Source organism: Pseudomonas sp. THAF187a (genome assembly GCF_009363395.1).
GTDB lineage: Bacteria > Pseudomonadota > Gammaproteobacteria > Pseudomonadales > Pseudomonadaceae > Aquipseudomonas > Aquipseudomonas khazarica.
Map to the genome: position 1 here is coordinate 3,362,407 of NZ_CP045349.1, position 26,028 is coordinate 3,388,434.

Sequence of the window (26,028 nt, forward strand, 5' to 3'; positions counted from 1 at the left end):
TATTCGGGTGCTCAGAGCAGATCCAGGCCATGGCCTTGCGCCATGGCCACAATGACCTTGCGCGGGCCACTGAAAGGCGTGCGCGCATGAGCAGTCAGCATGTTGTCGAGCATCAGTACGTCGCCGCTGCACCAAGGAAAGCTGACCGTCGCTTCGGCCAATACGCCGCGGATGTCATCGAGCAGGGACTCCTCGATCGGGCTGCCATCGCCGTAATAGACATTGCGCGGCAGGTCCTCTTCGTCGACGATTTCCAGCAGGCTTTCGCGCACCTCGACGGGCAGGTTGGAGACGTGGAACAGATGCGCTTGGTTGAACCACACCCAGTCACCCGTGCGTGGATGACGGGCCACGGCCTGACACAGCTGGCGAGTGCGCAGTTCACCGTCCTCCTTCCATTCGCATTCGATCTGGTGAGCCCGGCAGTAGGCCTCGACCACCGCACGATCACTGCTGTTGAACACCTGTTCCCAGGCAACGTCCAGACCATTGCCGTAGTTGCGCACGTACATCAGCCCACGCTCGCTGAAACGTCGGCGAATCGTCTCACCGACCTGACGGTAGACCACCCGACTGTCTGCGATGGGCGTCTCCCCTCCACTCTGCGCGGCCTGCATGCAGTAGAACCAGATACGCATCGGCCACTCGCGGGTGTAGGCCTGCTCGTTGTGCAGCGGAATATGTTGATGCGGCGGATACTCGGTAGAGGTGTAGACGCCAGCGGTCACGTTACTGCGCGGCGTGGAGCCGAATTCGTAGTTCAACAGCGGGTCGCCGAATGCGGCGGCGAACGCACGAAAACGCTCGGCTTCGCCCACCGCAAAACCGCGCAATAGCACTCCACCACAGCGTTCAAGGTGTTGATCGATCAGCTCGCGCAGCTCCTGCTGGCTCGCCAGCAGGTCGATTCCGTCCTCAGCCTGCACCAGCAGCGGTAAACCCTCACGCGACTCAGGCAAAGGCTTTATGGAGAAGAAAGTCATCGCATGCTCCTCTCAGGCCTCGATAGCCCGGAGATCCCGCCCACTCTCACGCAGCTTGCCGAACATGTATTCGAGCAACTGCTGTTCGCAGGCGTTGATGAAAAAATGATCGCCCTCGAACATCTCCAGAGAGAAGTCATCGGCGGTTTCGTCCTGCCAGGCCGCCAGCGCATCCATCGATACGCGATCCGCCTTGCCGCCAAGTACATGGATCGGGCAACCGAGCCGCGCACGGCGGTAGTAGCGATAACGGCCACACAGCAGAAAATCGGCGCGCAACACCGGCAGGGTCAGGCTGAGCATCTCCGCATCGTCAAATACGGCTGCTGGCGTTCCCCCCAGGGACCGCAGGCGCAGTAGCAGCTGCTCATCGCTCTGCTCTTGCGCCAGTTCGAGGTGGCTCTCACGGCGCGACGGCGCCGACGCCGCCGAAGCGAACAGCGCCTGCGGGGCAGGCATGCCGAGCTGGCGCAGCGCATGGGCCAATTCGAAAGCCAGCAGGCCACCGAGACTGTGACCAAACAGGGCGTAGGGCTGCTTGAGCGACTCGCTCAACTCGGCCGCAAGCTGCTTGGCCAGCGCGTACATATCGGTCTGCAATGGCTCATTGAAACGCCGACCACGCCCTGGCAACTCCAGCGGCAACACCTCGACCGAAGCCGGCAATGAACGACGCCAACGCGCATAGGCCATCGCGCTGGCACCGGAATACGGCAGGCAATACAGGTGCAGGCGGCCAGGCATCATCACCGCTCCACAGCCTCGCCGCTCATCACCTGACGCAAGCTCAGTGGACGCATGTCGACCCACTCCCGCTCAACGTAGTCCAGACACTCCGCCTTGCTGCCTCGCTGCTCCGTCTCACGCCAGCCAGCGGGCACCGCCTTGTCGTCCGGCCACAGGGAATACTGCAGCTCGTGATTGACGAGAACCTTGAATGTCGCGTCGTCGCGATCAAATGCCATCTCTGCCTCCTTCTCGCCCGGGTTGGGCGGCTTTCCGATGAAGACGAAGGAGAGGAGCGAATAATTAGGATTAACCCATGAGATTAATTATCATGCGCGCCACTTGAGAAGGCATTCTCATCCGACTGAACGTTTTGATTTTTGATCGAGTCAGAGGCCACGTATGATTTGATAATAATTATCAACTACATTAGATTTAGCCACCTCGATACCGGCGCAGGAACCGCCAGGCAGGGCGAAAGACCCGCGCAATGGATTCGCGTCAGATCTCCCCCATGTGGACGCCCATCACGCTCTGGCCGCATAGGAAACATCTCATGCCCAAGACGCTCCCCCCCCAGCAGCATATGGCCCTGCACGACCTGTTCGTCACCCGCAGGCAGACCTTCATCAACGCTGCGGCGCGCATCCTCGGCTGCCGCAGTCACGCCGAAGATGTGGTGCACGATGCCTATATCAAGCTCAGCGCCGCGAGCATGGTCCCTAACATCCAGTCGCAGAGCAGTTACCTGTTACGCGTGGTGCGTAACCTGGCGATCGACCTCTATCGCCGCCAGGCTCTGGAGAAACGCTATGCCGGCAGCGAGGAAGAAGGCCTGTATATCGCTGCCCCTGGAGCCTCACCAGAGACCAGCCACGAGAGTCGAGAGACCTTGGAGATGCTCTCCTCGGCCTTGGCGCAGATGCCCGAGCGCACTCGCTACGCCTTCGAGATGTACAAACTGCACGGACGTACGCAGAACGACATTGCCAAGGAACTGGGGGTCTCACCGACCCTGGTGAATTTCATGGTGCGAGATGCACTGCTGCACTGCCGGCAAGCGCTCAAGCGCATCGAAAGCAAGGCACGCTGAAAGGAACGGGAAGATAAACGACGCGCCTGTTGGGTACTGGCGTACAGATGGAGGGAGATGGCGTCCCCTGCTGGAATCGAACCAGCATCTAGCCCTTAGGAGGGGCTTATTCTATCCGTTGAACTAAGGGGACACGGCCGTATTCGCAACGGCCGGGCGGCATCTTAGCGACGACCGGCGCGTTTGTCATGTCGCGATCCGTTCGCGGCCTAGCGCTGCCAGCCGTGGGCAACCGCCGCAGAGGCTGTCGAGGCACGCACGCTGGGCACACCACCGTGCAGGCGCTCCAGCGCCATGCGGTCGGCTATCGCGGTGGTTGTCTCGCCTTCCCGCTCGGCGCGCTGGAAGATTTCCGTCAGGGTCGGGCCGATGCTCTCGATATGCGCCTTGAGTTCGGCGGCACTGCCACCGGTGCGCTCGTAGCAGACATCGATGATTCCGCCGGCATTGATCGCGTAGTCCGGTGCATACAGGCAGTCACGGCGACGCAGCAGCTCGGCCAGGCTGGCGTCGGCCAGCTGGTTGTTGGCCGCGCCGGCGATGATCGGCGCACGCAGGTTCTCGAGGCTCTGCAGATTGATGATCGCGCCCAGCGCGCAGGGGGCGAACACGTCGACGTCGAGGCCGTAGATCGCGTTCTGGTCGACAGCCGTGGCACCCAGCTGAGCGACCGCACGTTGCACGTTGGCCTCGAAGATGTCCGTCACCCACAGTTGCGCACCGGCCTCGCGGAGCAGCCTGGCCAGGTGGAAACCGACCTGCCCCACTCCCTGGATGGCCACGCGGATGCCGTTCAGATCCGCCCGCCCCATGCGATGAGCGACAGCGGCCTGGATACCGATGAACACGCCATAGGCCGTGGACGGCGATGGGTCGCCATCGCGACTGCCACCGCCGAAGGCCTCGCGCTGCCCGGCACCGGCGACATGGCGCGTGCGCTCGGCCATGATGCGCATCTCGTTCACGCCGGTACCGGAGTCCGCCGCGGTGACGTAGCGTCCGCCCAGGCTGTCGACGAAGTCGCCCATGGCCTGGAACAACGCCTCGCTCTTGCCGCTGTGCGGATCGCCGATGATCACCGCCTTGCCTCCTCCGAGCGGCAGACGCGCCAGCGCAGACTTGTAGGTCATGCCACGTGACAGACGCAGCACATCACGCAGGGCCTCGTCGTCGCTGGCGTAGTTCCACATGCGGCAACCGCCGAGCGCCGGGCCGAGCGTGCTGTCGTGAATGGCGATGATGGCTTTCAGGCCGCTGGCCTGGTCGTGGCCGTAGACCACCTGTTCGTGCTGGTCGAAGTCGACATGAGTGAAGACGGACATCGAATCACCTCGGTATTCAGATCGTAAAAGGCCATCCCCCTCCCGCACGGGAGGGGGTGGCAAGGGGGATGCTTGAAGAATCAGGCAGCCGGTTCGAACAGCTGCACCGCCGCGATCTCGCTGACGGTCATGCGGGCCTTGAGCTGCACGGCCTGCTCGCGCACCTTGGCCATGGCGGCTTCCTTGACGTGGCCATAGCCGCGCACCTGCTCCGGCAGTTCGGCCAGCGCCACGGCGGTGCGGTAGTTGTCCGCGTTCAGTTCGCTGAGCAGGTAGGCCAGGTTGGCCTCGTACTCCTCGATCAGCTCACGCTCCAGACGTCGCTCGGTGCTGTACCCGAAGGGGTCGAGCGCCGTACCGCGGAGGAACTTGAAGCGCGCCAGCAGCGCGAACGCCTTGAGCATCCAGGGACCGAAGCTGCGCTTGCGCGGCTCGCCGGTCACCGCATCGGGCTTGCTCAACCAGCTCGGTGCCAGGTGGAACTGCAACTGGTAGTCGCCCTCGAACTGCTCTTCCAGGCGCTTGCGGAACGTCGCCTCGCTGTACAGCCGCGCCACTTCGTACTCGTCCTTGTAGGCCAGCAGCTTGAAGTAATAACGCGCGACCGCCTTGCTCAGCGCTTGCCCGGCGTCGCTATCCGCCTGGCGCACGCGCTCGACCAGCGCCCGGTAACGTTCGGCGTAGGCGCCGTTCTGGTACAGGCTCAGGCGCTGCATGCGGTCGGCGACGATCTCGTCCAGCGTGCTGCAATGCGGAGCCTCGACCACCTTGGGCGCGGCGAGCTTCTCCACCGCAGCCATGTCATGTGCCGCGCGCCGCCCCCAGAGGAACGCCTGCTGGTTCAACTGCACGGCCACGCCATTGAGTTCGATGGCCTTGTCGATGGCCTCGGCCGAAACCGGCACCAGGCCGCGCTGGTAGGCAAAACCGAGCATGAACAGGTTGGTGGCGATGCTATCGCCGAGCAAGCGCGTGGCCAGGCGCGTTGCATCGACAAAGCGGGTCTTGCCCTCGCCCACCGCCTCGCTGATCGCCTCGCGCATCGCCGCGCCCGGCACCTGGGCATCGGGGTTGCGGGTGAATTCGGCCGTGGCCGACTCGTGACTGTTGATCACCGCGTGGGCGATCTTGTCATTCAGCTTGGCCAGCGACTCCTCGCTGGAAGCCACCACCAGATCGCAACCCAGCAACAGGTCGGTTTCCCCGGCCGCGATGCGCACCGCGTAGATATCGCTCTGCCGCGCGGCGATGCGGATATGGGTGATCACCGGACCGAACTTCTGCGCCAGGCCGGCCTGGTCGAGTACGGTGCAGCCCTTGCCTTCGATATGCGCGGCCATGCCCAGCAGCGCACCGACGGTGGTCACGCCGCTGCCACCCACACCGGGCAGCAGAATGTTCCAGGGACGCGTCAGCGCAGGCTGTTTCGGCTCCGGCAAGGCGATGAACAGGGCTCCCAGGCCCACGGCCTCGGGCTTGCGCAAGCCGCCACCATGCACGGTGACGAAGCTCGGGCAGAAACCCTCGAGGCAGCTGTAGTCCTTGTTGCAGGCGCTCTGGTCGATCTCGCGCTTGCGCCCCAGTTCGGTCTCCAGCGGCAGCACCGACAGGCAGTTGGACTTGACGCTGCAATCGCCGCAGCCTTCGCACACGTCCGGGTTGATGAACACGCGCTTGGCCGGGTCGACCAGCTTGCCGCGCTTGCGCCGACGACGCTTTTCGGTCGCGCAGGTCTGGTCGTAGAGAATCACCGAAACGCCCTTGAACTCGCGCAGCTCACGCTGCACGGCGTCCAGTTCGCGGCGGTGATGGAAGGTCACGCCCGGCGCGAAGGTGGCGCGGGTCGGGTACTTGTCCGGCTCGTCGCTGACCAGGGCGATGCGTTTGACGCCCTCGGCATGCACCTGCTGGCTGAGCTGGTCGATGCGCAGCTCGCCGTCGATGGGCTGGCCGCCGGTCATGGCCACCGCGTCGTTGTAGAGGATCTTGTAGGTGATGTTGACCCCGGACGCGACGGCGGCGCGCAAGGCCAGGTGCCCGGAGTGGAAGTAGGTGCCGTCGCCCAGGTTCTGGAACACGTGCGGCGTGTCGGTGAAGGGGGCCTGGCCGATCCAGGTCGCGCCCTCACCGCCCATCTGGGTGAAGGTATCGGTGCTGCGATCCATCCACTGGGTCATGTAGTGGCAACCGATGCCGCCGAGCGCGCGACTGCCTTCCGGTACCTTGGTCGAGCTGTTGTGCGGGCAGCCGGAGCAGAAGTGCGGGGTGCGCACGGTCTTGTGCTTGGGCGCGGCCAGGGCCTTTTCCTTGGCGTCGAGGAAGGCCAGGCGTTCCTCGATGACCGGGCTGCTGTAGATCGGCGCCAGGCGCCTGGCGATCACCCGGGCGATCATCGCCGGGGTCAGCTCGCCCAGGTTGGGCAGCAGGGAACCGCCCTCCTCGTCGAACTCGCCGACCACGCGCGGGCGCTTGCCCACCGGCCAGTTGTAGAGCTGACCGGTGAGCTGGTCCTCGATGATGCTGCGCTTCTCCTCCACCACCAGGATTTCGTCCAGCCCTTCGGCGAACTGGTGCACGGACACCGGCTCCAGCGGCCAGCTCATGCCGACCTTGAGCACGCGCAGACCGACCTTGGCGCACAGCGCCTCGTCCAGACCCAGGTCATCCAGGGCCTGGCGCACGTCCAGATAGGACTTGCCGGTGGTGATGATGCCCAGGCGCGGGTTCGGCGAATCGAGCTTCACCTGGTTGAGGTTGTTGGCCAGCGCGAACGCGCGAGCTGCATAGATCTTGTAGACGTTGAGGCGCTTCTCCTGCGCCAGGGGCGGGTCCGGCCAGCGGATGTGCACGCCATCCTCGGGCAGCTGGAAATCCTCGGGAATCTTCACCTGCACGCGCAGCGGGTCGACATCCACCACGGCCGAGGAGTCGACGTTCTCGGCGATGGTCTTCAGCGCCACCCAGCAACCGCTGTAGCGCGACAGCTCCCAGCCGATGATGCCGTAGTCCAGGACCTCCTGAACGTTGGCCGGATTGAGCACCGGAATCGACGCGGCGATGAAGGCATGCTCGCTCTGGTGAGCGATGGTCGAGGACTTGCAGCCATGGTCGTCGCCCGCCAGCAGCAGCACGCCGCCGTGCTTGGAAACGCCGGCCGAGTTGCCATGCTTGAACACGTCGCCGCTGCGGTCCACCCCCGGCCCCTTGCCGTACCACATGGCGAACACGCCGTCGTAACGCGCCCCCGGGAACAGGTTGGCCTGCTGGCTGCCCCACACGGCGGTCGCCCCGAGTTCCTCGTTGACGCCCGGCTGGAAGTGGATGTGGTTCTGCTTGAGGTAGTCGCGCGCGTCCCACAGGCTCTTGTCCAGGCCGCCCAGGGGCGAGCCACGATAGCCGGAGATGAAACACGCGGTATTCAGACCGAAGGCGGCGTCACGCTGCTTCTGCAGCATGGGCAGGCGGGTCAGGGCCTGGGTGCCGGTCAGGTAGAGGTGACCGGTAGCGAGGCGATATTTGTCATCCAGGCGGATTTCGGCCAGGGACATGGAGCGCTCCTTTTATTCTTATGGCGAGCACGAGGAGCGCGACGGTAAACACGCTCCGTTGCATCCGGCCGCAGGATCACCACGACGGATTTGCCTAAAGCATGACTGGAGGGTTCCGCTTTTTTCTTTCTATTTTTCAGATTGCAGGACAATACTTCGCATGATCCTTCCAACAATCACAAGAAAATGGAAACAGTCATGCAGGATAAGCTCAGCGCTATCGACCGCAGGATTCTCCGCCTGCTGCAACACAATGCCGACCTCTCCGCCGCCGAGGTGGCCGAGAAGGTCGAGCTGTCGCAGTCACCCTGCTGGCGGCGCATCCACCGCATGCAGGAAGACGGGCTGATCGAGCGCAAGGTCGCGCTGCTCAGCCACAAGCGCCTGGGTTTCGGCATCACCGTGTTCGTCGACATCAAGCTGTCGGCGCACGGTCGCGGCAATCTGGATGAGTTCGAACAGGCCGTGGTCGGCTATCCGCAGGTGCTGGAGTGCTACAGCATGGCCGGTAGCTCGGACTACCTGCTCAAGGTGGTGGCCAAGGACATCGCCGACTACGAGCGCTTCCTGCGCGACCACCTGCTGCAGCGCCCGCATGTGCACGAAGCGCATTCGCACATCGCCATGAGCGAGGTCAAACGCACCACCGAACTGCCGCTGGACTGATCAGGCCTGCGTGGCCGCCAGGCGCCTGGCCTTGCGCGCGCGCAGGCTGGCCATCAGCGAGGGCCCGAGGGCGGTCAGGGCGGAGCCGAGCACCACCACCACCGCACCGGCGTAGGCGATCCAGTTGACCGCCTCGGGCGGCACGTGGTCGGGCCACCAGGTGGAGGCCAGCGCCACGGACACGAAGGTCACCAGCGGCGTCAGCGCCAGGGTGGCACTGACCCGCGACGCTTCCCAGTGCGCCAGCGCCTCGGCGAAAGCGCCGTAGGCCACTAGGGTATTGAGGCAGCAGGCCAACAGCAGCCAGCCTTGCAGCGGGCTCAGCGCCAACACCTGCAGCGGCTGCGCCCAGGGCGTCAGCAGCAAGGCGCAGGACAGGTAGATGACCATCATCACCTGCACCGAACTCCACAGCGTCAGCAGCTGCTTCTGCGCCAGGCCGTAGAAGGTCCAGACGAAGGCGGCGGCGAGTACGGTCAGCACGCCGGTGGTATAGGTCGTCAGCGATGTCAGCAGCTCGCCCAGGCGCTGATTGAAGAACAGCCCGAAGCCCAGCAGCATCACCATCAGGCCCAGCGCCTGACCCAGGCTGAAGCGTTCGCGGAAGATGAACAGGCTGCTGATCAGCAGCAGGATTGGCGCCACCTGGATCACCAGTTGCGTGGTGCCGGGGCTCAACAGCCTGAGCCCGACCAGGTACAGCACGTAGTTCGCCGTCAGCCCGCCGATGGCCAGGGCCAGCAGCCAGGCGCCCTTGCGCCCGAGCGGGCGGAAACGTGGCAGGCGGCGAGCGGCGGCGAGGTAGGCCAGCAGCAGCGAACCCGCCACCGTCAGGCGGTACCAGGTGACCGTGACCGGGTCCATGACCTGCAGGACTTCTTTCAGTTTGATCGGCAGGATGCCCCAGAGCAGCGATGTGAGCAGGGCGAGAAGCAGGCCGTACATCCAGCGGCCGGAGGAAATGTGCATGGCGACCTCAGCAGCGCGGTCGACTGAACGCGTCAACCGCAGCCGGCCATTCTAGGAGAGGCTGACGCACCAGCACAGTGACAGTTCGGCTCACTTGCCGAGCGCAACTGTACCGCCTGGCATGCCTCATGCGTCAGCAGGCCGGCGTCAAAATTCAATAAAAAACGCCAACCAGTAGCCAACGGCCGGCAACTTCGACCATTGGTCGCCTTGCCGGGCAAGCCGCTCCGCTCGCAGTAGACTCAGCCTATCCAGCACCTGCAGATGGAGCTCTCGTCATGTTCGGCCAACGCACCGTCGACCCCCAACCGGGCACGCACTACCGCAGTTCACGCCTGAGCGCCGTCAATGGCCAGTATTTCTTCGCCACCCGCGAAGGCACGCTGGAAGGCCCCTACCTCTCGCGCCACGATGCCGAGCAGAGCATCCAGCGCTACATCGAGCGCATGGCCATGGCGGACAAGCTGATCCGCCACAGCAGCGAGCACATCGACAGCCAGCAGCGCCGCGACGCGATCAAGCACAATCAGGAGCTCTGATCTCGCTACAGGTGGGCCAGCCCGAGGTCGCCGCGGTGGGCCGCGAGGTGTGGCAACACTGCGGCCAGCAGCGGTTCCTTGAAGGCATCCTGGAAACGGTGGGCCAGCCCCGGAATCAGCTTCAGCTCCGAGCCCTTGATGTGCGCCGCCACGTGGACACCATGCATCACCGGTAGCAGCGGGTCGGCGGTGCCATGCACCACCAGCGTCGGCACGCTCAGGCGGTTGAGCAACTCGACCCGGCTCGACTCGGCGAGAATCGCCAACAGCTGCCGCTGCACGCCCTCGGGATTGAAGGCCCGGTCGTAAGCCACCTCGGCCTGATGCAACAGCAATGCGCGATCATCCTTGACCGAAGGGCTGCCCAGCGCCGCGAGCAGGTCGGCCTGCTGCTGCAGCGCGGCTTCGCGGCTGCCGGCCTCGCGCCGCGCCAGCAGCGCGACCAGCGCATCGCTGGGTGCCGGCAGGCCCTGGGCACCGGAACTGGTCATCACCAGGGTCAGGCTGAGCACCCGCTTCGGCGCCAGATCGGCCAGGTGCTGAGCGATCATGCCCCCCATGCTCGCCCCCAGGACATGGAAAACGCCGATACCCAGGTCGTCCATCAAGCCCAGCGCGTCGCCTGCCATGTCACGCAGGTGATAGGGCGCCCCCAGCGACAGTCCCAGGCGGTAGCGCACCACTTCGTAAGGCAGGTTGATGCTCGGCGCGGGCTTGCGCCAGCTGCTCAGGCCGACATCGCGGTTATCGAAACGAATGACCCGGAAGCCCTGCTGACAGAGACGCTCGACCACTTCGTCGGGCCAGTGGATCAGCTGCCCGCCCAGGCCCATGATCAGCAGCAGCGCCGGGTCGCGCTCGCGACCGACGCTCTGGTATGCCAGGCGAACGTCACCGACGTCCGCATAGCGGGTCGGCTCGGACAGATCGCAACGATTGGCAGCAAAAGACTGCACGCCGCACAGCAACGCGGCAATGAAGATGAGTGCACGCATGAAGAACACCAGAAACATAGAACCCCACTGAAACGCGATTCTGGTGAAAGTCGTTCGACGGCGCTGCCACACAAGCGTGACAGTTTGATGAAGGAGGACGAACGGTTGCCCGGCAAGTGACCAAAGGCCCATGCAGAGCGTGCCCCTCCGTACCGGCTGGCAGGAGGGGCCTGGGCGTTACGGGCGGAACATCAGGCCAGTTCCGCGCGCAACTGCCGGGCTGCCGCGACCATGTTGACCAGCGCGGCCTCGGTTTCGGGCCAGCCGCGGGTCTTCAATCCGCAATCGGGGTTGACCCACAGCCGCTCCAGCGGGATGCGCCGCGCCGCCTTGCGCAGCAGACCGGCCATCTCGGCGCTGTCGGGTACGCGCGGCGAGTGGATGTCATAGACGCCCGGGCCGATCTCGTTGGGATAGGCGAACCGTTCGAAGGCCGCCAGCAACTCCATGTCCGAACGCGAGGTCTCGATGGTGATCACGTCGGCGTCCATCGCCGCGATGGAGTCGATCACGTCGTTGAACTCGCTGTAGCACATGTGCGTGTGAATCTGCGTTTCGTCACGCACGCCGCTGGCGCTCAGGCGAAATGCCTCGGTGGCCCAGTCCAGGTAGCCCTGCCAGGCCGCCTGACGCAGGGGCAGGCCCTCACGGAACGCCGCCTCGTCGATCTGGATAACCTTGATTCCGGCGGCTTCCAGGTCGACCACCTCGTCACGGATGGCCAACGCCAGCTGCCTGGCCTGCACCTCACGCGGCACATCCTCCCGGGCGAAGGACCACATCAGCATGGTCACCGGCCCGGTCAGCATGCCTTTCATCACCTTGTCGGTCAGGCTCTGCGCATACTGGATCCATTCCAGGGTCATCGCCCGTGGCCGGCTCAGGTCGCCGACGATCACCGCCGGTTTCACGCAGCGCGACCCGTAGCTCTGCACCCAGCCGAAGCGGGTGAAGGCGTAGCCGTCCAGTTGTTCGGCGAAGTACTCGACCATGTCGTTGCGCTCGGCCTCGCCATGCACCAGCACATCGAGCCCGAGGCGCTCCTGCACCTGCACCGCATGACGGATCTCGCTGTGCATGGCCTCGGTGTAGTCGGCCAGGCTCAGCTTGCCCTGACGGAACGACTGCCGCGCCAGACGAATGGCCGCAGTCTGCGGGAAGGAACCGATGGTGGTGGTCGGCAGCACCGGCAACTGCAGGCGCTCACGCTGCTTGCCGATGCGCTCGGCGAACGGCGACTGGCGCTGGGCATGGCGCGCACGCGTCGCCGCCATGCGTGCCTGCACCTCAGGCTTGTGAATGCGCGTCGAGGCCGCGCGCGCCGCCTGGACCTCGCGGCTCGCCGCCAGCGCCGCCTGTGCCCCGGCATCCTGCGGCGCTTCCAGGGCCCTGCCCAGCAACGCGACCTCCTCACATTTCTGTACCGCAAAGGCCAGCCAGCCTTTCAGCTCGGCGTCGAGCTGGTCCTCGCGCGCCAGGTCCACCGGGCAGTGCAACAGCGAGCAGGACGGCGCCACCCACAGGCGCTCGCCCAGACGTTCATGGGCATGGCGCAGCACGTCGAGCGCCTTCTCCAGGTCGCAGCGCCAGACATTGCGCCCGTTGACCACGCCGAGCGACAGCACCTTGTAGGCCGGCAGCCGGTCGAGAATCGTCGGGTACTGGTCCGGCGCCCGTACCAAATCGATATGCAGGCCATCCACCGGCAGGTTGGCCGCCAGGCCGAGGTTGTCCTCCAGACCGCCGAAATAGGTGGCGATCAGCTTGCGGCAGGGTTCGCGCTGAATCAGGTTGTAGGCACGCTCGAACGCGTTCTTCCAGGCCTGCGGCAAGTCCAGCACCAGAATCGGCTCGTCGATCTGCACCCACTCCACGCCTTGCTCGGCGAGGCGCTGGAAAATCTCGCCATAGACCGGCAGCAGGCGCTCGAGCAGCTCCAGCTTGTCGAACTCATCACCCTTGGCCTTGCCCAGCCACAGGTAGGTCAACGGGCCGATCAGCACCGGCTTGACGCTATGACCGAGCGCATGGGCTTCGGCCACTTCTTCGAACAGCTGCTCCCAGCTCAGGGCGAACGCCTGATCGGCACTGAATTCCGGCACCAGGTAGTGGTAGTTGGTGTCGAACCACTTGGTCAGCTCCTGGGCATGGGCGCCGCCACAGCAACCGTTCGTGCTCGCCACGGCGCCACGCGCCATGGCGAACAGGGTGTCCAGGGTCGGTTTGCCGGCGGCCGGGCGGAAGCGCTCGGGAATCACGCCGAATGCCAGGGAATGGCCGAGTACCTGGTCGTACCAGGCGAAGTCGCCCACCGGCAGCAGGTCGATGCCGGCGTCTTTCTGCAGTTGCCAGTGCTCGGCACGCAGGCGCTGGCCAACGGCGCGCAGCCCGGCCTCGTCCAGCTCGCCTTTCCAATGGGCTTCGAGGGCTTTTTTCAGTTCACGGTCGCGGCCGATGCGCGGGAAACCGAGGGAATGGGACAGGGCCATGGGGTGACGCTCCAGAGTCAATCGAGATGGCGCCATTCTCGGCATCGCCAACACGTGAGACAAACTCAAGATTTTCGTCTTGATCTAAAGATTTACTCATGTAGGCTGTATGAACCACTTTCATCCAGCCACGGCATTGGATGAATGAAACCTTCGCAGAGACCCGTCATGCTCGAGCTACGCCACCTGAAAACCCTGCACGCCCTGCGCGAAACCGACAGCCTGGTGGAGGCTGCCGAGCGCCTGCACCTGACCCAGTCGGCCCTGTCGCACCAGTTCAAGGAGCTCGAGGAGCGACTCGGCCTGCAGCTGTTCGTGCGCAAGACCAAGCCGGTGCGCTTCACCAGCGCCGGCCTGCGCCTGCTGCAACTGGCCGACGCCGCCCTGCCCCTGCTGCGTGGCGCCGAGCGGGACCTGGCGCGCCTCGCCGGTGGCACCGCCGGGCGCCTGCACATGGCCATCGAATGCCACAGCTGCTTCCAGTGGCTGATGCCGACCATCGATCAGTTCCGCGACGCCTGGCCGGAAGTGGAACTGGACCTGGCCTCGGGCTTCTCCTTCGCGCCACTCCCCGCGCTGGCACGCGGCGACCTGGACCTGGTGGTGACCTCGGACCCCGTCGAACTGGCCGGCATCACCTACGTGCCGCTGTTCACCTACGAGGCCATGCTGGCCGTGGCCAACCAGCACCGTCTGGCGCACAAGGCCTATATCCAGCCACAGGACCTGGCCACGGAAACCCTCATCACCTACCCGGTGGAACGTGACCGCCTGGACATCTTCACCCGCTTCCTCGAACCCAACGACGTGGAGCCCGCGCAGGTACGCACCTCCGAGCTGACGGTCATGATGATGCAACTGGTGGCCAGCGGACGCGGCGTCTGCGGCCTGCCCAACTGGGCGCTGCACGAGTACAGTTCGCGGCACTACGTCAGCGCCAAGCGCCTGGGCGAAAAGGGACTGTTCGCCACCCTCTATGCGGCGATCCGCAGCGACATGCTCGATGCGCCCTTCATGCGCGACTTCCTGCTCACCGCCAAGGACACCTCCTTCGCCAGCCTGGAAGGCGTCAGCGTGGCGCGCTGAGCGCCACTGCACAGACAAAGGCCGCTCGCGCAGGCGTGTGGCCGCCCTTTCATCGCATCTGCCGCCGCGCGCCCCGCAGCAGGCTTCATCGCCCGCAGGGCACCAAGACAACGAAATGGCCGGTCCCCGGACGGCCTCGCAGCGCCCCCCGGCGAACGGTACCCGCCGGCAGCAGGGCGCAACCCCACCCACGCCAATTGCCTTGTTACAACTCCTGGCTTGCCGCCTTGTGACCAACAGTCATAGCATGACCGCCGGTCACAGTTTTTCGTGGAAAGCCCATGCGCTATCAGGATCAACTCTTCCAGCAACGTGAAACCGCCTTGCTCGAAGCCGCTCGACAGCTGTTCCAGAGTCAGTCCTGGGACCGCGTCACAATCGCCGAAGTGGCGCGCCACACCGGCATCGGCAAGGGCACCGTGTACAAGCACTTTCCCAGCAAGGAAGCACTGTTTGCGCGCCTGGTGCTGGATCGCTCGCGCATGCACCTGATCGAACTGCAGACACTCTCCCACTCGGCCCCGGCGCCGGAAGCCATGCGCCGGATGATCCGTCGCGCCTTCGAGCAGCTGCTGGCCGACCCGCTACAGGCCCAGCTGTGCCTGCACTGTGACCGCCCGGCCTTTCAGGAACGCCTGGAGCCGCCCTACCGCGAACAGTTCCTCGAACTCGAAGCCGAGTACATGGCCCTGTTCAGCGAACTGCTGCAGAACAGCTTCGCCGGCCTGCAGCTTTCTGACGAGCACTGCCAGCACCTGTTGTGGGGCGTGGAGGCGTGCATCAACGGGGTGATGACGCGCATTGCCTCGGGCGGTTTCGAGCACTGGGCCGACCCCATTGCCTTCGACGCCTATTTCGAACGCGTCACCGACTTCATCATCGCCGGCCTGCACGGCCAGGCCGCTGCGCTGCTGGCAGCGGCCGCCACCAACGAGTAAGGGATTCTCATGTTCACGCACCTCAGTAAACGCCCCTGGATCATCGCGGTCGTCATCGCCATCGCCCTGCTGCTCTGGCTGTTCAGCGGCGAACGCTTCAGCGCCCGTGACGAGGCGCAGGCCGAGCCGGACAAGCCCTTGGCCGCCGCCGAGCTGGCCAGGGTCGAAGTGCAGTGGCTGGAGGCACAGCCCATGCAGCGCCAGCACGTGGTACAGGGGCAGATCGAAGCCTGGCGCCGGGTCGAGCTGCGTGCGCAGGTCAGTGGCAGCGTGCAGAAGCTGGACCAGGACAAGGGCAACCGCGTCGCCGCCGAGCAACTGCTGCTCAGCCTGTCGCCGGATGACCGGCCGGCCCAGGTGGCGCGCAGCGAAGCCGACGTGCGCCAGCGCGAGAGCGACGTGACTGCGGCCAGGCGCCTGCGCGAGCGCAGCCTGATCTCCGCCAGCGAGCTGATGCGCCTGGAGAGCGAACTGGCCAAGGCCCGCGCCGAACTCGACAGCGCTCGCCTGCACCTGCGCAACACCAGGATCAAGGCGCCGTTCGCCGGCATCTACGATCAGCGCGCGGTCGAACTGGGCGACTACGTGCAGCCCGGACAAAGCCTGCTGACCCTGGTGGACATCGACCGCCTCAAGGTCACCGCGCAGATCGCCCAGCAGCAGGTCACCCAGCTGCAGCTGGGGCAAGCGGTGAGCGTGGAACTGCTCGACGGCCGCACGCTGCAGGGCGAGCTGCACTTCATCGCCGCGGCCGCCGACCCGGACTCGCGCAGCTTCCGTATCGAGGTCAAGGTGGACAACCCGGACGGCCTGCGCCTGGCAGGTGCCAGCGCCACGCTGCACATCCAGACCGGCGAGGCCATGGCCCACCGCCTGTCCCCTGCCCTGCTCAGCCTCGACGAGAACGGCCGCCACGGCGTCAAGTGGGTCAACGATGAGCAGCGCGTGGAATTCACCCCCGTGCAACTGATCAGCGTCGACAACCAGGGCGCCTGGGTCAGCGGCCTGCCGCCGAAAGTCGCGCTGATCACCCTGGGCCAGGGCTTCGTCGAAGCGGGCCAGCAGGTGCGCACGCAACTCGCCGCAGAGGGCAGCTGAGATGCACGCACTGATTGCCGCCGCGCTCGACCGCAGCCGTACCACCCTGCTGATCCTGCTGTTCCTGCTGTGCGGGGGGCTGCTGGCCTACGTCGCCATGCCCAAGGAGTCCAACCCGGACGTCACCATTCCGATGATCTACGTGTCGGTGACCCTGGAAGGCATCAGCCCGGAAGATGGCGACCGCCTGCTGGTGCGCCCGCTGGAACAGGAGCTGCGCAGCCTCGAAGGGGTCAAGGAGATGAGCTCGGTCTCCAGCGAGGGCCACTCCTCCGTCACCCTGGAATTCGACGCAGGCTTCGACGCCAAGGTGGCACTGGCCGACGTCCGCGAGAAAGTCGACACCGCACGCAGCAAGCTGCCCGACGAGGCCGACGAGCCGACCGTGACCGAGGTCAACGTGGCCCTGTTCCCGGTGCTCTCGGTAGGCCTGTCCGGGCCGATCGCCGAGACCGAGCTGGTGTACATCGCCCGGCGCCTGAAGGAGAACATCGAAGGCATCGGCGAGGTGCTCTCGGTGACCATCGGTGGCGACCGCGAGGACCTGATGGAAATCGTCGTCGACCCGCAGGTGCTCGACAGCTACGGCATCGACTACAACGAACTGTTCAACCTGGTCAGCCGCAACAACCGCCTGGTCGCCGCCGGCAGCCTGGACACCGGTGCCGGGCGCATGAGCATGAAGGTTCCGGGCGTCATCGAGGACCTCGAAGACGTCATGAACATGCCGATCAAGGTGGTCGGCGACAGCGTGGTGACCTTCGCCGATGTCGCCACCATCCGCCGCACCTTCAAGGACCCCACCGGCTTCGCCCGAATCAACGGCCAGCCGGCCATCGTACTGGAGGTGGCCAAACGCAGCGGCGCCAACATCCTCGCCACCATCGATCAGGTCAAGGCGCTGATGGAGCAGGCCAAACCCCTGCTGCCACCCGGCGTGGAAGTCAGCTACATCATGGACCAGTCGCAGGAAGTGCAGAACATGCTCGGCGACCTGCTCAACAACGTGCTGACCGCCATCGTCCTGGTACTGATCCTGGTGGTGGCGAGCATGGGCATGCGCTCGGCACTGCTGGTGGGGCTGACCATTCCCGGTGCGTTTCTCAGCGGCATCCTGCTGATCTGGATGCTCGGTTTCACCCTCAACATCGTCGTGCTGTTCAGTCTGATCCTGGTGGCCGGCATGCTGGTCGACGGCGCCATCGTGGTCTCCGAACTGGCCGACCGCTACCTGCAGCAGGGCCAGTCGCCGCGCCAGGCCTGGGCCAATGCCGCCACGCGCATGGCCTGGCCGGTGATCGCCTCCACCGCCACCACCCTGGTGGTGTTCCTGCCGCTACTGTTCTGGCCCGGCGTGGTCGGCCAGTTCATGAAGTACCTGCCCGCCACGGTGATCATCTGCCTGCTCGCCTCGCTGGCCATGGCCCTGGTGTTCCTGCCGGTGCTCGGCGCCGTCAGCGGCGGCAAGGCGCGGCCGCAGGCGACGACCAGCAACCGCGCCGGCACGGCCTATCGCCATCTGCTGGCGACGCTGCTCAAGCGCCCCGGCCTGACGCTGCTCGGCATGCTCGCGCTGATCGCCCTCATCTATATCGGCTACGGTCGCTTCAACCATGGCGTGGAGTTCTTCCCGGAGGTCGAGCCGGAAAGCGCGCAGATCTGGCTGCGTGCCCGTGGCGACCTGTCGATCCAGGAGAAGGACGCCCTGCTCAGGCAGGTCGAGAAGCAGGTGCTGGGCATGCGCGAGGTCAAGGCGCTGTATGCCCGCTCCCTGGCGCAACCGGAAGGTCAGCTGGGCGCCGACGTGATCGGCACCCTGCAGTTCCAGTTCGTCGACTGGCACCAGCGGCGCCCGGCCAAGGACATCCTCGCCGAAATGAGCCAGCGCACCGCCGGCATTCCCGGCGTGGTGCTGGAGTTCCGCAAGCAGGAGGAAGGCCCCACCGACGGCAAGCCGGTCAAGCTGCAGATCAGTACCCTGGACACAGCGCTGACCGAACAATGGGTCGAGCGCATTCGCGGCGAGATGCAGAAGCTCGGAGGTTTCGTCGATATCGAGGATGACCGCGCCCTGCCCGGCATCGAGTGGCGGATCAAGGTCGACCGCGAGGCCGCGGCCCGCTTCGGCGCCGATGTCCTGAGCGTCGGCAACGCGGTGCAGATGATCACCAACGGCCTGAAGCTGGCAACCTACCGCCCCGAAGACGCCACCGACGAAGTCGACATCCGCGTGCGCCTGCCCAACAACTGGCGCTCGCTCGATCAGCTTGGCCGCCTGACGCTGAACACGGCAGCCGGCCAGGTCCCGCTGAGCAACTTCGTCGACCTGCAGCCCGCGCCCAAGGTCGGCACCCTGCGCCGCGTGGATGGCGATCGCACCATCACCCTGCAGGCCGACCTGGCCGACGGCGCACGCCTGGACGAACGCCTCAAGGCCCTGCGCAAGGCGCTCGGCGAGGTGCCGGCCGAGGTCAAGGTGAAGTTCACCGGCGAGGATGCCGACCAGCAGGAGGCGGCCACCTTCCTGATGACCGCGTTCCTGGTCGCCATCTTCCTCATGGCGATCATCCTGGTGACCCAGTTCAACAGCCTCTACCAGGCAGCCCTGGTGCTTTCCGCGATCGTCCTGTCGACCGCCGGGGTGCTGATCGGCCTGCTGGTCAACGGCCAGTCGTTCGGCATCGTCATGGTCGGCATGGGCCTGATCGCCCTGGCTGGTATCGTGGTGAACAACAACATCATCCTCATCGACACCTACAACCAGCTGCGCCGGCAGGGCCTGGCCCCACGCGAGGCCGCGCTGGAGACCGGCAGCCTGCGCCTGCGCCCGGTGCTGCTCACCGCCGTGACCACCATCCTCGGCCTGATGCCGATGGTGCTCAGCATCAACGTCGACCTGCTCACGCCGAGCCTCGGCTTCGGCGCCCCGTCGACCCAATGGTGGACGCAGCTGTCCAGCGCCATCGCCGGCGGCCTGGCGTTCGCCACGGTCCTGACGCTGCTGCTGACGCCTTGCCTGCTGGTGCTCGGCGCGCGTTTCGAGCGGCGTCCGCCGCCACTGGAGACCTACGACACCGACCTGCTCGACCTGCCGGAACACCTCGTCGCCAGCAAACCCGGCAAGGCCCGGCTGCAACGCAGCGACTGAGGCCAGACGCGCAGGCGCTGTCGGCACCAGGCCACTGCATGGCGAAACGCCAGACTTCGCCTAGGCTGATCGATACGACAGCTCAAGGGCGGGAAAGGAAAGCTGGCAAGGACGCCTTTTTCCGCCACCGCTGCAACGCGAGTGCCCCGCAGAAACGACAAAGCCCTCCAGGAGAGGGCTTTGTTTTGCCTGCAGATCCGGCGATCTGCAGGCCACGCAACTGAAAACCGAGCTAACGAAGTGTATGGGGTCGGCATCCTGCCTGTTGGCCACTTCGTTAGCCCGGTGACCGGAGAGTAGTCCAGACAGTGGCACTGTGCCAAGCCTGAATTTCCGCATTGCCTCACAGAACGCGGAGGCCGGCAGCGCCGGCCCGCCAGTTCGAGTTCGATATTGCCAACTTCGTCGCAGCGAAGGCAAAACCACCGCACAGACATATCGCAATGATATTACAGACACCCCGCACAACTAACGCGCACAGCACCGAAGTGCGTGCGACATAAGCACGCAGAAAAGCATCGACTTTATGACGCCATAAAAATAACACAGCGAAAATGTGCGACTTTTTTTTGGCGACATAAATACCACAAACTTTAAGTTATTGATTTTTATAATAAAAAAAATAACAAAAGATTAAACAAACAAAATAAAAAAATAAGGTCCATGTTTTGCTTGAAAGCGCAAAACAGCCGACGCTAATATCCGCGCACTTTCAGCCAGCCAGACGAATACAACGGAAATAAACCGTTGATTCATACAGGCGCAATGAAACAGGGATTAGGGTCAGCAGCAGCAATTGACCGACTCAGTTAATTAAGGAGAAGGACCTATGCGTATCAGTATTTTCGGACTGGGCTATGTGGGGGCTGTCTGTGCTGGCTGCTTGTCCGCCCGTGGTCACGATGTCGTCGGCGTGGACGTATCGCAGGCCAAGATCGACCTGATCAACCAGGGCAAGTCGCCCATCGTCGAGCCTGGCCTGGCCGAACTGCTCGACGCCGGCGTACGTTCCGGGCTGCTGCACGGCACCACCGACGTCAGCGCTGCGGTGCTGGCCAGCGAACTGTCGTTCATTGCCGTCGGTACGCCGAGCAAGCGCAATGGCGACCTCGACCTCGGCTACATGGAGTCGGTGTGCCAGCAGATTGGTGCAGCCCTGCGCGACAAGCAGGAGCGCCACACCGTGGTCGTGCGCAGTACGGTCCTGCCTGGCACCGTGAAGAACGTCGTGATCCCGCTGCTCGAAAGTGCCTCCGGCAAGCGAGCCGGTGTCGACTTCGGCGTGGCCACCAACCCGGAATTCCTCCGTGAAAGCACGGCGATCAAGGACTACGACTTCCCGGCGATGACCGTCATCGGCGAACTGGACGAACAGTCCGGCGACCTGCTGCAAGAGCTCTACAGCGAACTCGACGCACCGATCATCCGCAAGTCGATCGAAGTTGCCGAGATGATCAAATACACCTGCAACGTCTGGCATGCGGCCAAGGTCACCTTCGCCAACGAGATCGGCAACATCGCCAAGGCGGCCGGCGTCGATGGTCGCGAAGTGATGGACGTGATCTGCCAGGACCACAAGCTCAACCTCTCCAAGTACTACATGAAGCCCGGCTTCGCCTTCGGCGGCTCGTGCCTGCCCAAGGACGTGCGCGCCCTCTCCTACCGCGCCGGCAGCCTGGATGTCGAGGCGCCACTGATCGGCTCGCTGATGCGCAGCAACGCCGCTCAGGTGAAGAAGGCCTTCGACATCGTCACGGGCTACGACAAGCGCCGCATCGGTCTGCTCGGCCTGAGCTTCAAGGCCGGCACCGACGACCTGCGTGAAAGCCCGCTGGTGGAGTTGGCCGAGATGCTCATCGGCAAGGGCTACGAGCTGAAGATCTTCGACAGCAACGTCGAATACGCACGGGTCTTCGGCGCCAACAAGGACTACATCGAGTCGAAGATCCCGCACGTCTCCTCGCTGCTGTGCAAGGAGCTGGACGATGTGGTCGCAGCCTCCGATGTGCTGATCGTCGGCAATGGCGAGCCACGCTTCGCCGATGTCGTGAAGGGCATCGGTGACGACAAGCAGATCGTCGACCTGGTCGGATTCATGGAACACGCCACTCAAGCCAACAGGGAAGGCATCTGCTGGTAAGCGCACGCTAACAAGAACAGCGGTGGCACCGGCGCGGTGCCGTTCGATTGGTTACGGCGCATGCCGGTTTCCTGCCAATAGCCCTGAATCGGTGTTTACACGGAGTGACAGCATGATTCCCCTGATTTTGTCTGGCGGCAGTGGCTCTCGCCTCTGGCCCCTGTCCCGCAAGCAGTACCCCAAGCAGTTTCTCGCCCTCACCGGCAACGAGACGATGCTCCAGCAGACCATCGGGCGCCTGGCGTTCGACGGCATGAGCAAGCCCATCGTGGTGTGCAACGAGGAACACCGCTTCATCGTCAGCGAACAGCTGGCGAGCATCGGCCACGAAGCCCAGACCATCCTGCTGGAGCCCTTCGGCCGCAATACCGCACCTGCGGTCGCCATCGCCGCCATGCACCTGCTGGCCGAGGGCCGGGACGAACTGTTGCTGGTACTGCCGGCGGACCATGTGATCGAGGACGTCGCGGTGTTCCACAAGGCCCTCGCCGTGGCCCGCAACGCAGCGGAACAGGGTGCGATGGTGCTGTTCGGCGTACCTGCCGAGCGCCCCGAGACCGGCTATGGCTACATCAAGACCGGACGTGATGCGTGCGAACTTCCGCAGGGCGTACTGGCGGTCGAGGCCTTCGTCGAGAAGCCCGACCTGGAGACGGCCTGCGAATTCGTGGCCCAGGGCGACTACGTCTGGAACAGTGGCATGTTCCTGTTCCGCTGCAGCCGCTACCTCGAGGAACTGCAGCGTCACGACCCGGACATCTATGACACCTGCCAGCTGGCGCTGAGCCGCAGCACCCACGACCTGCAGTTCATCCGCATCGACCCGAGCGCGTTCGAGTGCTGCCCCGACAACTCCATCGACTACGCCGTGATGGAGAAGACCGACCGCGCCTGTGTGGTGCCGCTGTGTGCCGGCTGGAACGACGTCGGCTCGTGGTCGGCGCTGTGGGACGTCCAGGACAAGGACGGCGACGGCAACTGCCAGTCCGGCGACGTGATGCTGCACGACAGCCACAACTGCCTGGCGCACAGCCAGAGCAAGCTGGTGACCCTGGTCGGCCTGGACGACGTGGTGGTGGTCGAGACCAAGGACGCCGTGATGGTCGCCCACAAGGACCGGGTGCAGGACGTCAAGCAGCTGGTCAACCAGCTGACCTGCAAGGGCCGCAGCGAGGCGAACAGCCACTGCCAGGTCTACCGCCCCTGGGGCAGCTACGACTCGCTCGACAGCGGCAACCGCTTCCAGGTCAAGCGCATCGTGGTGAAACCGGGCGCCAGCCTCTCCCTGCAGAAGCACCACCACCGCGCCGAGCACTGGATCGTGGTATCCGGCACGGCCCGCGTGACCTGTGACGACAAGACCTTCCTGCTCTGGGAAAACCAGTCGACCTACATCCCCATCGCCGCCATTCACCGCCTGGCCAACCCCGGCAAGATCCCCCTGGAGATCATCGAGGTCCAGTCGGGCAGCTACCTGGGCGAGGACGACATCGAGCGTTTCGAGGATGTCTACGGCCGCACCGACGACCTCACGATCAACTGATAGCGGCAAGACGTGCCCACACGGCTTCAATGGAGGAAGCACGCCCATGCTCAGGCATTTAACAGCACCTCTGGGGTGGTTCGAGGCCTCGCCCGGCCTCGGCAAACTGTGCGGTTGGCTCTGCCTGATCGCACTGATCGCGCTCGCCTCGGAGATGGTCGACCCCAGCTACCTGGACCCGTCGCACCAGAAGTTCATCTTCCTGATCGGCGCCCTGGGCATGTGGCGCTACGGCAACGCCGCGACCCACTACCTGCGTGGCATGTACTTCCTGCACTGGCGGTTTCCGCGCATGCGCAAGGCCGTCGAACGCATGGGCGACGCCGCCCTGCCCGACCATATGTTCATGGTGGTGACCAGCTTCCGCATCCCGACGCACACCACGTTCAAGGTCTACCAGTCGGTGTTCCAGGAAGTGCAGCGCATGCCGGTGCCCTGCACCATCATCGCTTCCATCGTGGAGAAGGGTGACGAGAACTTCATCAAGGACATCATGCGCCAGGAGGTGCGTGATCGCGACGACATCAAGCTGGTCATCGTGCGGGCTCGCGGCACCGGCAAACGCGACGGCCTGGCCCACGCCTTCCGCGCCCTGTCACGGCAGATGCCACTGGAAAACGCCGTGGTCGGCGTGGTCGACGGCGACACCATGATGCTGCCGGGCTGCGTGGAACGCGCCGTCACCCTGTTCGCCTACCTGCCCAGCGTCGGCGGCATCACCACCAACGAGTTCTGCGAGGTGGAAGGCAGCAGGCTGATGCAGGAGTGGCACACCATGCGCTTCGTCCAGCGGCACATCAACATGTGCTCGATGGCGCTGAGCAAGCGCGTGCTGACCATGACCGGGCGCCTGTCGTTCTTCCGCGCCAGCGTGATGACCGACCCGGCGTTCATCAAGGACGTCGAGGCGGACTTCCTCGACCACTGGCGCCTGGGCCGTTTCCAGTTTCTCACCGGCGACGACAAGTCCTCCTGGTTCAGCCTGATGCGCGCCGGCTGGGACACCTTCTACGTGCCGGACAGCCATACCCTGACCGTCGAGCACCCGCCAGACAACAGCTTCCTGCGCGCCACGCGGCAGCTGATGTATCGCTGGTACGGCAACTCGCTGCGGCAGAACTTCCGCGCTACCCGCCTGCTGGGCCTCGATCGCCTCGGCCTGTTCACCATGTACGTGCTCTACGACCAGCGCGTGTCCATGTGGACCTGCCTGATGGGCCTCAGCGCCTCGGTGGTGGCCGGCCTGCTGTTCGGCGTGCAGTACCTGCTGATCTACCTGTTCTGGGTGCTGCTGTCGCGGACCCTGGTGACGCTGCTGTTCTTCTTCACCCAGCACCCGGTCGATCCGATGTACCCCTTCGTTCTCTATTACAACCAGATCGTCGGCTCGGTGATGAAGGTTTACACCATGTTCCACATGGACCAGCAGAGCTGGACGCGGCAGAAGACCACGATCAGCAACGGCAACGTCAGCTTCGATGCGGCGCTCAACCGCTGGACCTCGAAGACCATGTTGCTGTCCTCCATCGCCATTTTCTTCGGGGTCATCTCGGTCCTGTTGGAACTCACGCAACCCTAAGCAAAGGCGCGAATGCTATGAGTAGCACCACTGTCCTACCTGCAAACGTTGTTCATGAAGCGATCGATGAACGCCAGTTCGTTCGCGCCAAGATCCCTGCCCGCCTGACCCTGGCAGGCAACGGCATCAAGGAACTGGAGTGCGAGATCCAGGACATTTCCCTGGGCGGAATCGGCCTGCTGCTGGATCAGCCGCTGAAGATCGGCAGCCTGTTCAACGGCTCGATCAAGCTGAACCTGCACACGGTCGACCTGAACATCGATACCAAGCTGAAGATCGTCTCGCAGCGCGGCCACGAAGTCGGCGCCGAGTTCGTCGAGCTCGACCGGCAGAAGCGCGACATCCTGCGCTACATCATCTCCGCCTACATGTCCGGCGACATCGCCGACATCAACGGCCTGTTCAACGTCATGCAGCGCGAGAACTACATCAAGGAGCGCAAGACCAAGCAGGCCAGCGCACGTACGCCCGCAGAGCGCCTGAAGGCGGCCCTCGGTTCGCTGCTGTTCTTCTGCGCCGGCGCCGCCGCAGTGACCCTGATCGTCTACAAGAGCTACCTGCTGTTCTTCCAGATGCCTGCCGCGCAAGCGGTCGTCGGTGCCAACGCCTACATCGTCAGCATGCCGGAGAACGGCAACCTGCGTTACCTGATCGGCGCCGAGCAGACCCGCGTCAGCACCGGGCAACCACTGGCCAGCGTCTCCACACAACTGGCCAGCAGCCTCACCAGCCCCGCCGACATCGCCGCACTGGGCGACCTCAGCGAGCAGGATGTCGCCGCCCTGCTGGGTCGGGTCACGGTGGAAACGGTGATCGCCAGCCCGTGCAACTGCAGCCTCTACTTCCCTGCACCACGCCTGGACGGCTTCGCCTACAAGCAGCAGGAGCTGGTCCACCTGTTGCCGCAGGACCAGCCACTGAACATCAAGGCCAGCGTTCCTTTCGAGCGCATGGACAAGCTCGAGCGGGTTCGCGCGGTGGAGATGCGTGTACTGGGCAGCGACGACACCTTCTCCGGCGAGATCGTTTCCAGTCGCGTGGACGATCAGCGGCAGATGGTCGAGCTGACCATCAAGCCGGATCACCCGCTGCCGCTCAGCACCTATCAACTGCCGGCCGCCGTCGAGTTCAAGCTCGGCCTGCCCCTGCGCTGGACATTCTGAGGT

Annotated in this window: 18 protein-coding genes, 1 tRNA gene and 1 pseudogene; 11 read left to right on the forward strand and 9 right to left on the reverse strand. The window is 64.5% G+C overall.

From position 1 onward, the window contains the following. Nucleotides 1–11: 11 nt before the first annotated feature. The 3 genes from FIV02_RS15605 to FIV02_RS15615 are packed head-to-tail and all read right to left on the reverse strand — an operon-like array spanning nt 12 to nt 1,948. Nucleotides 12–983, reverse strand: a complete 972-nt coding sequence (locus tag FIV02_RS15605) for a TauD/TfdA family dioxygenase (RefSeq protein WP_037055677.1) — start codon at nt 981–983, stop codon at nt 12–14. Nucleotides 984–995: 12 nt separating this feature from the next. Further along, entirely contained in the window at nt 996–1,730 is a 735-nt protein-coding gene (locus FIV02_RS15610; protein ID WP_371923175.1) for a thioesterase II family protein, read from the reverse strand. Further along, on the reverse strand, nt 1,730–1,948 hold the full coding sequence (locus tag FIV02_RS15615) for an MbtH family NRPS accessory protein (protein WP_152489134.1): 219 nt from the start codon (nt 1,946–1,948) through the stop codon (nt 1,730–1,732). Before FIV02_RS15615 ends, FIV02_RS15610 begins: the two co-directional genes overlap by 1 nt. Nucleotides 1,949–2,265: 317 nt before the next feature. On the opposite strand from FIV02_RS15615, the gene FIV02_RS15620 reads away from it, so the two are divergent. Beyond that, the gene (locus FIV02_RS15620) at nt 2,266–2,802 is read left to right on the forward strand and encodes an RNA polymerase factor sigma-70 (protein WP_051800647.1); all 537 of its coding nucleotides are present in this window, start codon (nt 2,266–2,268) and stop codon (nt 2,800–2,802) included. 58 nt (nt 2,803–2,860) lie between these two features. Here the strand turns inward: FIV02_RS15620 and FIV02_RS15625 are convergent. From FIV02_RS15625 to FIV02_RS15635, 3 genes are all read right to left on the reverse strand, one after another. Further along, a tRNA-Arg gene (locus FIV02_RS15625) sits at nt 2,861–2,935 on the reverse strand. A 76-nt stretch (nt 2,936–3,011) separates the two neighbouring features. Further along, a complete protein-coding gene (locus FIV02_RS15630) occupies nt 3,012–4,124 on the reverse strand; it encodes a Glu/Leu/Phe/Val dehydrogenase dimerization domain-containing protein (protein WP_152489135.1) in 1,113 nt (370 codons plus the stop codon). Between the two features lie 80 nt (nt 4,125–4,204). After that, a complete protein-coding gene (locus FIV02_RS15635; RefSeq protein WP_152489136.1) occupies nt 4,205–7,672 on the reverse strand; it encodes an indolepyruvate ferredoxin oxidoreductase family protein in 3,468 nt (1,155 codons plus the stop codon). A gap of 198 nt (nt 7,673–7,870) precedes the next feature. On the opposite strand from FIV02_RS15635, the gene FIV02_RS15640 reads away from it, so the two are divergent. Further along, nucleotides 7,871–8,338 carry an Lrp/AsnC family transcriptional regulator gene (locus FIV02_RS15640; protein WP_037055653.1) on the forward strand — a complete coding sequence of 156 codons (468 nt, stop codon included), beginning with the start codon at nt 7,871–7,873 and terminating at the stop codon, nt 8,336–8,338. Here the strand turns inward: FIV02_RS15640 and FIV02_RS15645 are convergent, their stop codons facing one another. After that, complete coding sequence (locus FIV02_RS15645) at nt 8,339–9,307, reverse strand: DMT family transporter (RefSeq protein ID WP_152489137.1); 969 nt, start codon at nt 9,305–9,307, stop codon at nt 8,339–8,341. Nucleotides 9,308–9,585: 278 nt separating this feature from the next. Here FIV02_RS15645 and FIV02_RS15650 point away from each other — a divergent pair. Then, a pseudogene (locus FIV02_RS15650) lies at nt 9,586–9,774 on the forward strand (DUF6316 family protein); the annotation flags it as partial. 77 nt (nt 9,775–9,851) lie between these two features. Here the strand turns inward: FIV02_RS15650 and FIV02_RS15655 are convergent. Together FIV02_RS15655 and metE are read right to left on the reverse strand one after the other, a co-directional pair. After that, nucleotides 9,852–10,841: an alpha/beta fold hydrolase gene (locus FIV02_RS15655; RefSeq protein WP_152489138.1), complete on the reverse strand. Its 990-nt coding sequence runs from the start codon at nt 10,839–10,841 to the stop codon at nt 9,852–9,854. Nucleotides 10,842–11,032: 191 nt separating this feature from the next. Beyond that, the gene (metE, locus tag FIV02_RS15660; RefSeq protein ID WP_152489139.1) at nt 11,033–13,330 is read right to left on the reverse strand and encodes a 5-methyltetrahydropteroyltriglutamate--homocysteine S-methyltransferase; all 2,298 of its coding nucleotides are present in this window, start codon (nt 13,328–13,330) and stop codon (nt 11,033–11,035) included. Between the two features lie 168 nt (nt 13,331–13,498). Here metE and metR point away from each other — a divergent pair, with 168 nt between their 5' ends. From metR to FIV02_RS15700, 8 genes are all read left to right on the forward strand, one after another. Then, the gene (gene metR, locus FIV02_RS15665) at nt 13,499–14,416 is read left to right on the forward strand and encodes a transcriptional regulator MetR (protein WP_037055645.1); all 918 of its coding nucleotides are present in this window, start codon (nt 13,499–13,501) and stop codon (nt 14,414–14,416) included. A 281-nt stretch (nt 14,417–14,697) separates the two neighbouring features. Then, nucleotides 14,698–15,354: a TetR/AcrR family transcriptional regulator gene (locus FIV02_RS15670; RefSeq protein ID WP_152489140.1), complete on the forward strand. Its 657-nt coding sequence runs from the start codon at nt 14,698–14,700 to the stop codon at nt 15,352–15,354. 9 nt (nt 15,355–15,363) lie between these two features. Beyond that, complete coding sequence (locus tag FIV02_RS15675; RefSeq protein WP_037055639.1) at nt 15,364–16,452, forward strand: efflux RND transporter periplasmic adaptor subunit; 1,089 nt, start codon at nt 15,364–15,366, stop codon at nt 16,450–16,452. A gap of 1 nt (nt 16,453) precedes the next feature. Further along, complete coding sequence (locus FIV02_RS15680; RefSeq protein WP_047584316.1) at nt 16,454–19,600, forward strand: efflux RND transporter permease subunit; 3,147 nt, start codon at nt 16,454–16,456, stop codon at nt 19,598–19,600. An 829-nt stretch (nt 19,601–20,429) separates the two neighbouring features. Continuing rightward, nucleotides 20,430–21,740: a nucleotide sugar dehydrogenase gene (locus FIV02_RS15685; RefSeq protein WP_152489141.1), complete on the forward strand. Its 1,311-nt coding sequence runs from the start codon at nt 20,430–20,432 to the stop codon at nt 21,738–21,740. A 112-nt stretch (nt 21,741–21,852) separates the two neighbouring features. Then, the gene (locus tag FIV02_RS15690; protein ID WP_152489142.1) at nt 21,853–23,283 is read left to right on the forward strand and encodes a mannose-1-phosphate guanylyltransferase/mannose-6-phosphate isomerase; all 1,431 of its coding nucleotides are present in this window, start codon (nt 21,853–21,855) and stop codon (nt 23,281–23,283) included. 46 nt (nt 23,284–23,329) lie between these two features. After that, nucleotides 23,330–24,862, forward strand: coding sequence for a glycosyltransferase (locus tag FIV02_RS15695; protein ID WP_051800644.1), 1,533 nt, complete (start codon nt 23,330–23,332; stop codon nt 24,860–24,862). Between the two features lie 17 nt (nt 24,863–24,879). After that, nucleotides 24,880–26,025: a PilZ domain-containing protein gene (locus FIV02_RS15700; RefSeq protein WP_152489143.1), complete on the forward strand. Its 1,146-nt coding sequence runs from the start codon at nt 24,880–24,882 to the stop codon at nt 26,023–26,025. Nucleotides 26,026–26,028 lie beyond the last annotated feature (3 nt).

Bases quoted from the DNA above. Each gene is read 5' to 3' on its own strand.
- FIV02_RS15605 (WP_037055677.1), bottom strand. From the start codon at position 983: ATGACTTTCTTCTCCATAAAGCCTTTGCCTGAGTCGCGTGAGGGTTTA.
- FIV02_RS15610 (WP_371923175.1), bottom strand. From the start codon at position 1,730: ATGATGCCTGGCCGCCTGCACCTGTATTGCCTGCCGTATTCCGGTGCC.
- FIV02_RS15615 (WP_152489134.1), bottom strand. From the start codon at position 1,948: ATGGCATTTGATCGCGACGACGCGACATTCAAGGTTCTCGTCAATCAC.
- FIV02_RS15620 (WP_051800647.1), top strand. From the start codon at position 2,266: ATGCCCAAGACGCTCCCCCCCCAGCAGCATATGGCCCTGCACGACCTG.
- FIV02_RS15630 (WP_152489135.1), bottom strand. From the start codon at position 4,124: ATGTCCGTCTTCACTCATGTCGACTTCGACCAGCACGAACAGGTGGTC.
- FIV02_RS15635 (WP_152489136.1), bottom strand. From the start codon at position 7,672: ATGTCCCTGGCCGAAATCCGCCTGGATGACAAATATCGCCTCGCTACC.
- FIV02_RS15640 (WP_037055653.1), top strand. From the start codon at position 7,871: ATGCAGGATAAGCTCAGCGCTATCGACCGCAGGATTCTCCGCCTGCTG.
- FIV02_RS15645 (WP_152489137.1), bottom strand. From the start codon at position 9,307: ATGCACATTTCCTCCGGCCGCTGGATGTACGGCCTGCTTCTCGCCCTG.
- FIV02_RS15655 (WP_152489138.1), bottom strand. From the start codon at position 10,841: ATGCGTGCACTCATCTTCATTGCCGCGTTGCTGTGCGGCGTGCAGTCT.
- metE (WP_152489139.1), bottom strand. From the start codon at position 13,330: ATGGCCCTGTCCCATTCCCTCGGTTTCCCGCGCATCGGCCGCGACCGT.
- metR (WP_037055645.1), top strand. From the start codon at position 13,499: ATGCTCGAGCTACGCCACCTGAAAACCCTGCACGCCCTGCGCGAAACC.
- FIV02_RS15670 (WP_152489140.1), top strand. From the start codon at position 14,698: ATGCGCTATCAGGATCAACTCTTCCAGCAACGTGAAACCGCCTTGCTC.
- FIV02_RS15675 (WP_037055639.1), top strand. From the start codon at position 15,364: ATGTTCACGCACCTCAGTAAACGCCCCTGGATCATCGCGGTCGTCATC.
- FIV02_RS15680 (WP_047584316.1), top strand. From the start codon at position 16,454: ATGCACGCACTGATTGCCGCCGCGCTCGACCGCAGCCGTACCACCCTG.
- FIV02_RS15685 (WP_152489141.1), top strand. From the start codon at position 20,430: ATGCGTATCAGTATTTTCGGACTGGGCTATGTGGGGGCTGTCTGTGCT.
- FIV02_RS15690 (WP_152489142.1), top strand. From the start codon at position 21,853: ATGATTCCCCTGATTTTGTCTGGCGGCAGTGGCTCTCGCCTCTGGCCC.
- FIV02_RS15695 (WP_051800644.1), top strand. From the start codon at position 23,330: ATGCTCAGGCATTTAACAGCACCTCTGGGGTGGTTCGAGGCCTCGCCC.
- FIV02_RS15700 (WP_152489143.1), top strand. From the start codon at position 24,880: ATGAGTAGCACCACTGTCCTACCTGCAAACGTTGTTCATGAAGCGATC.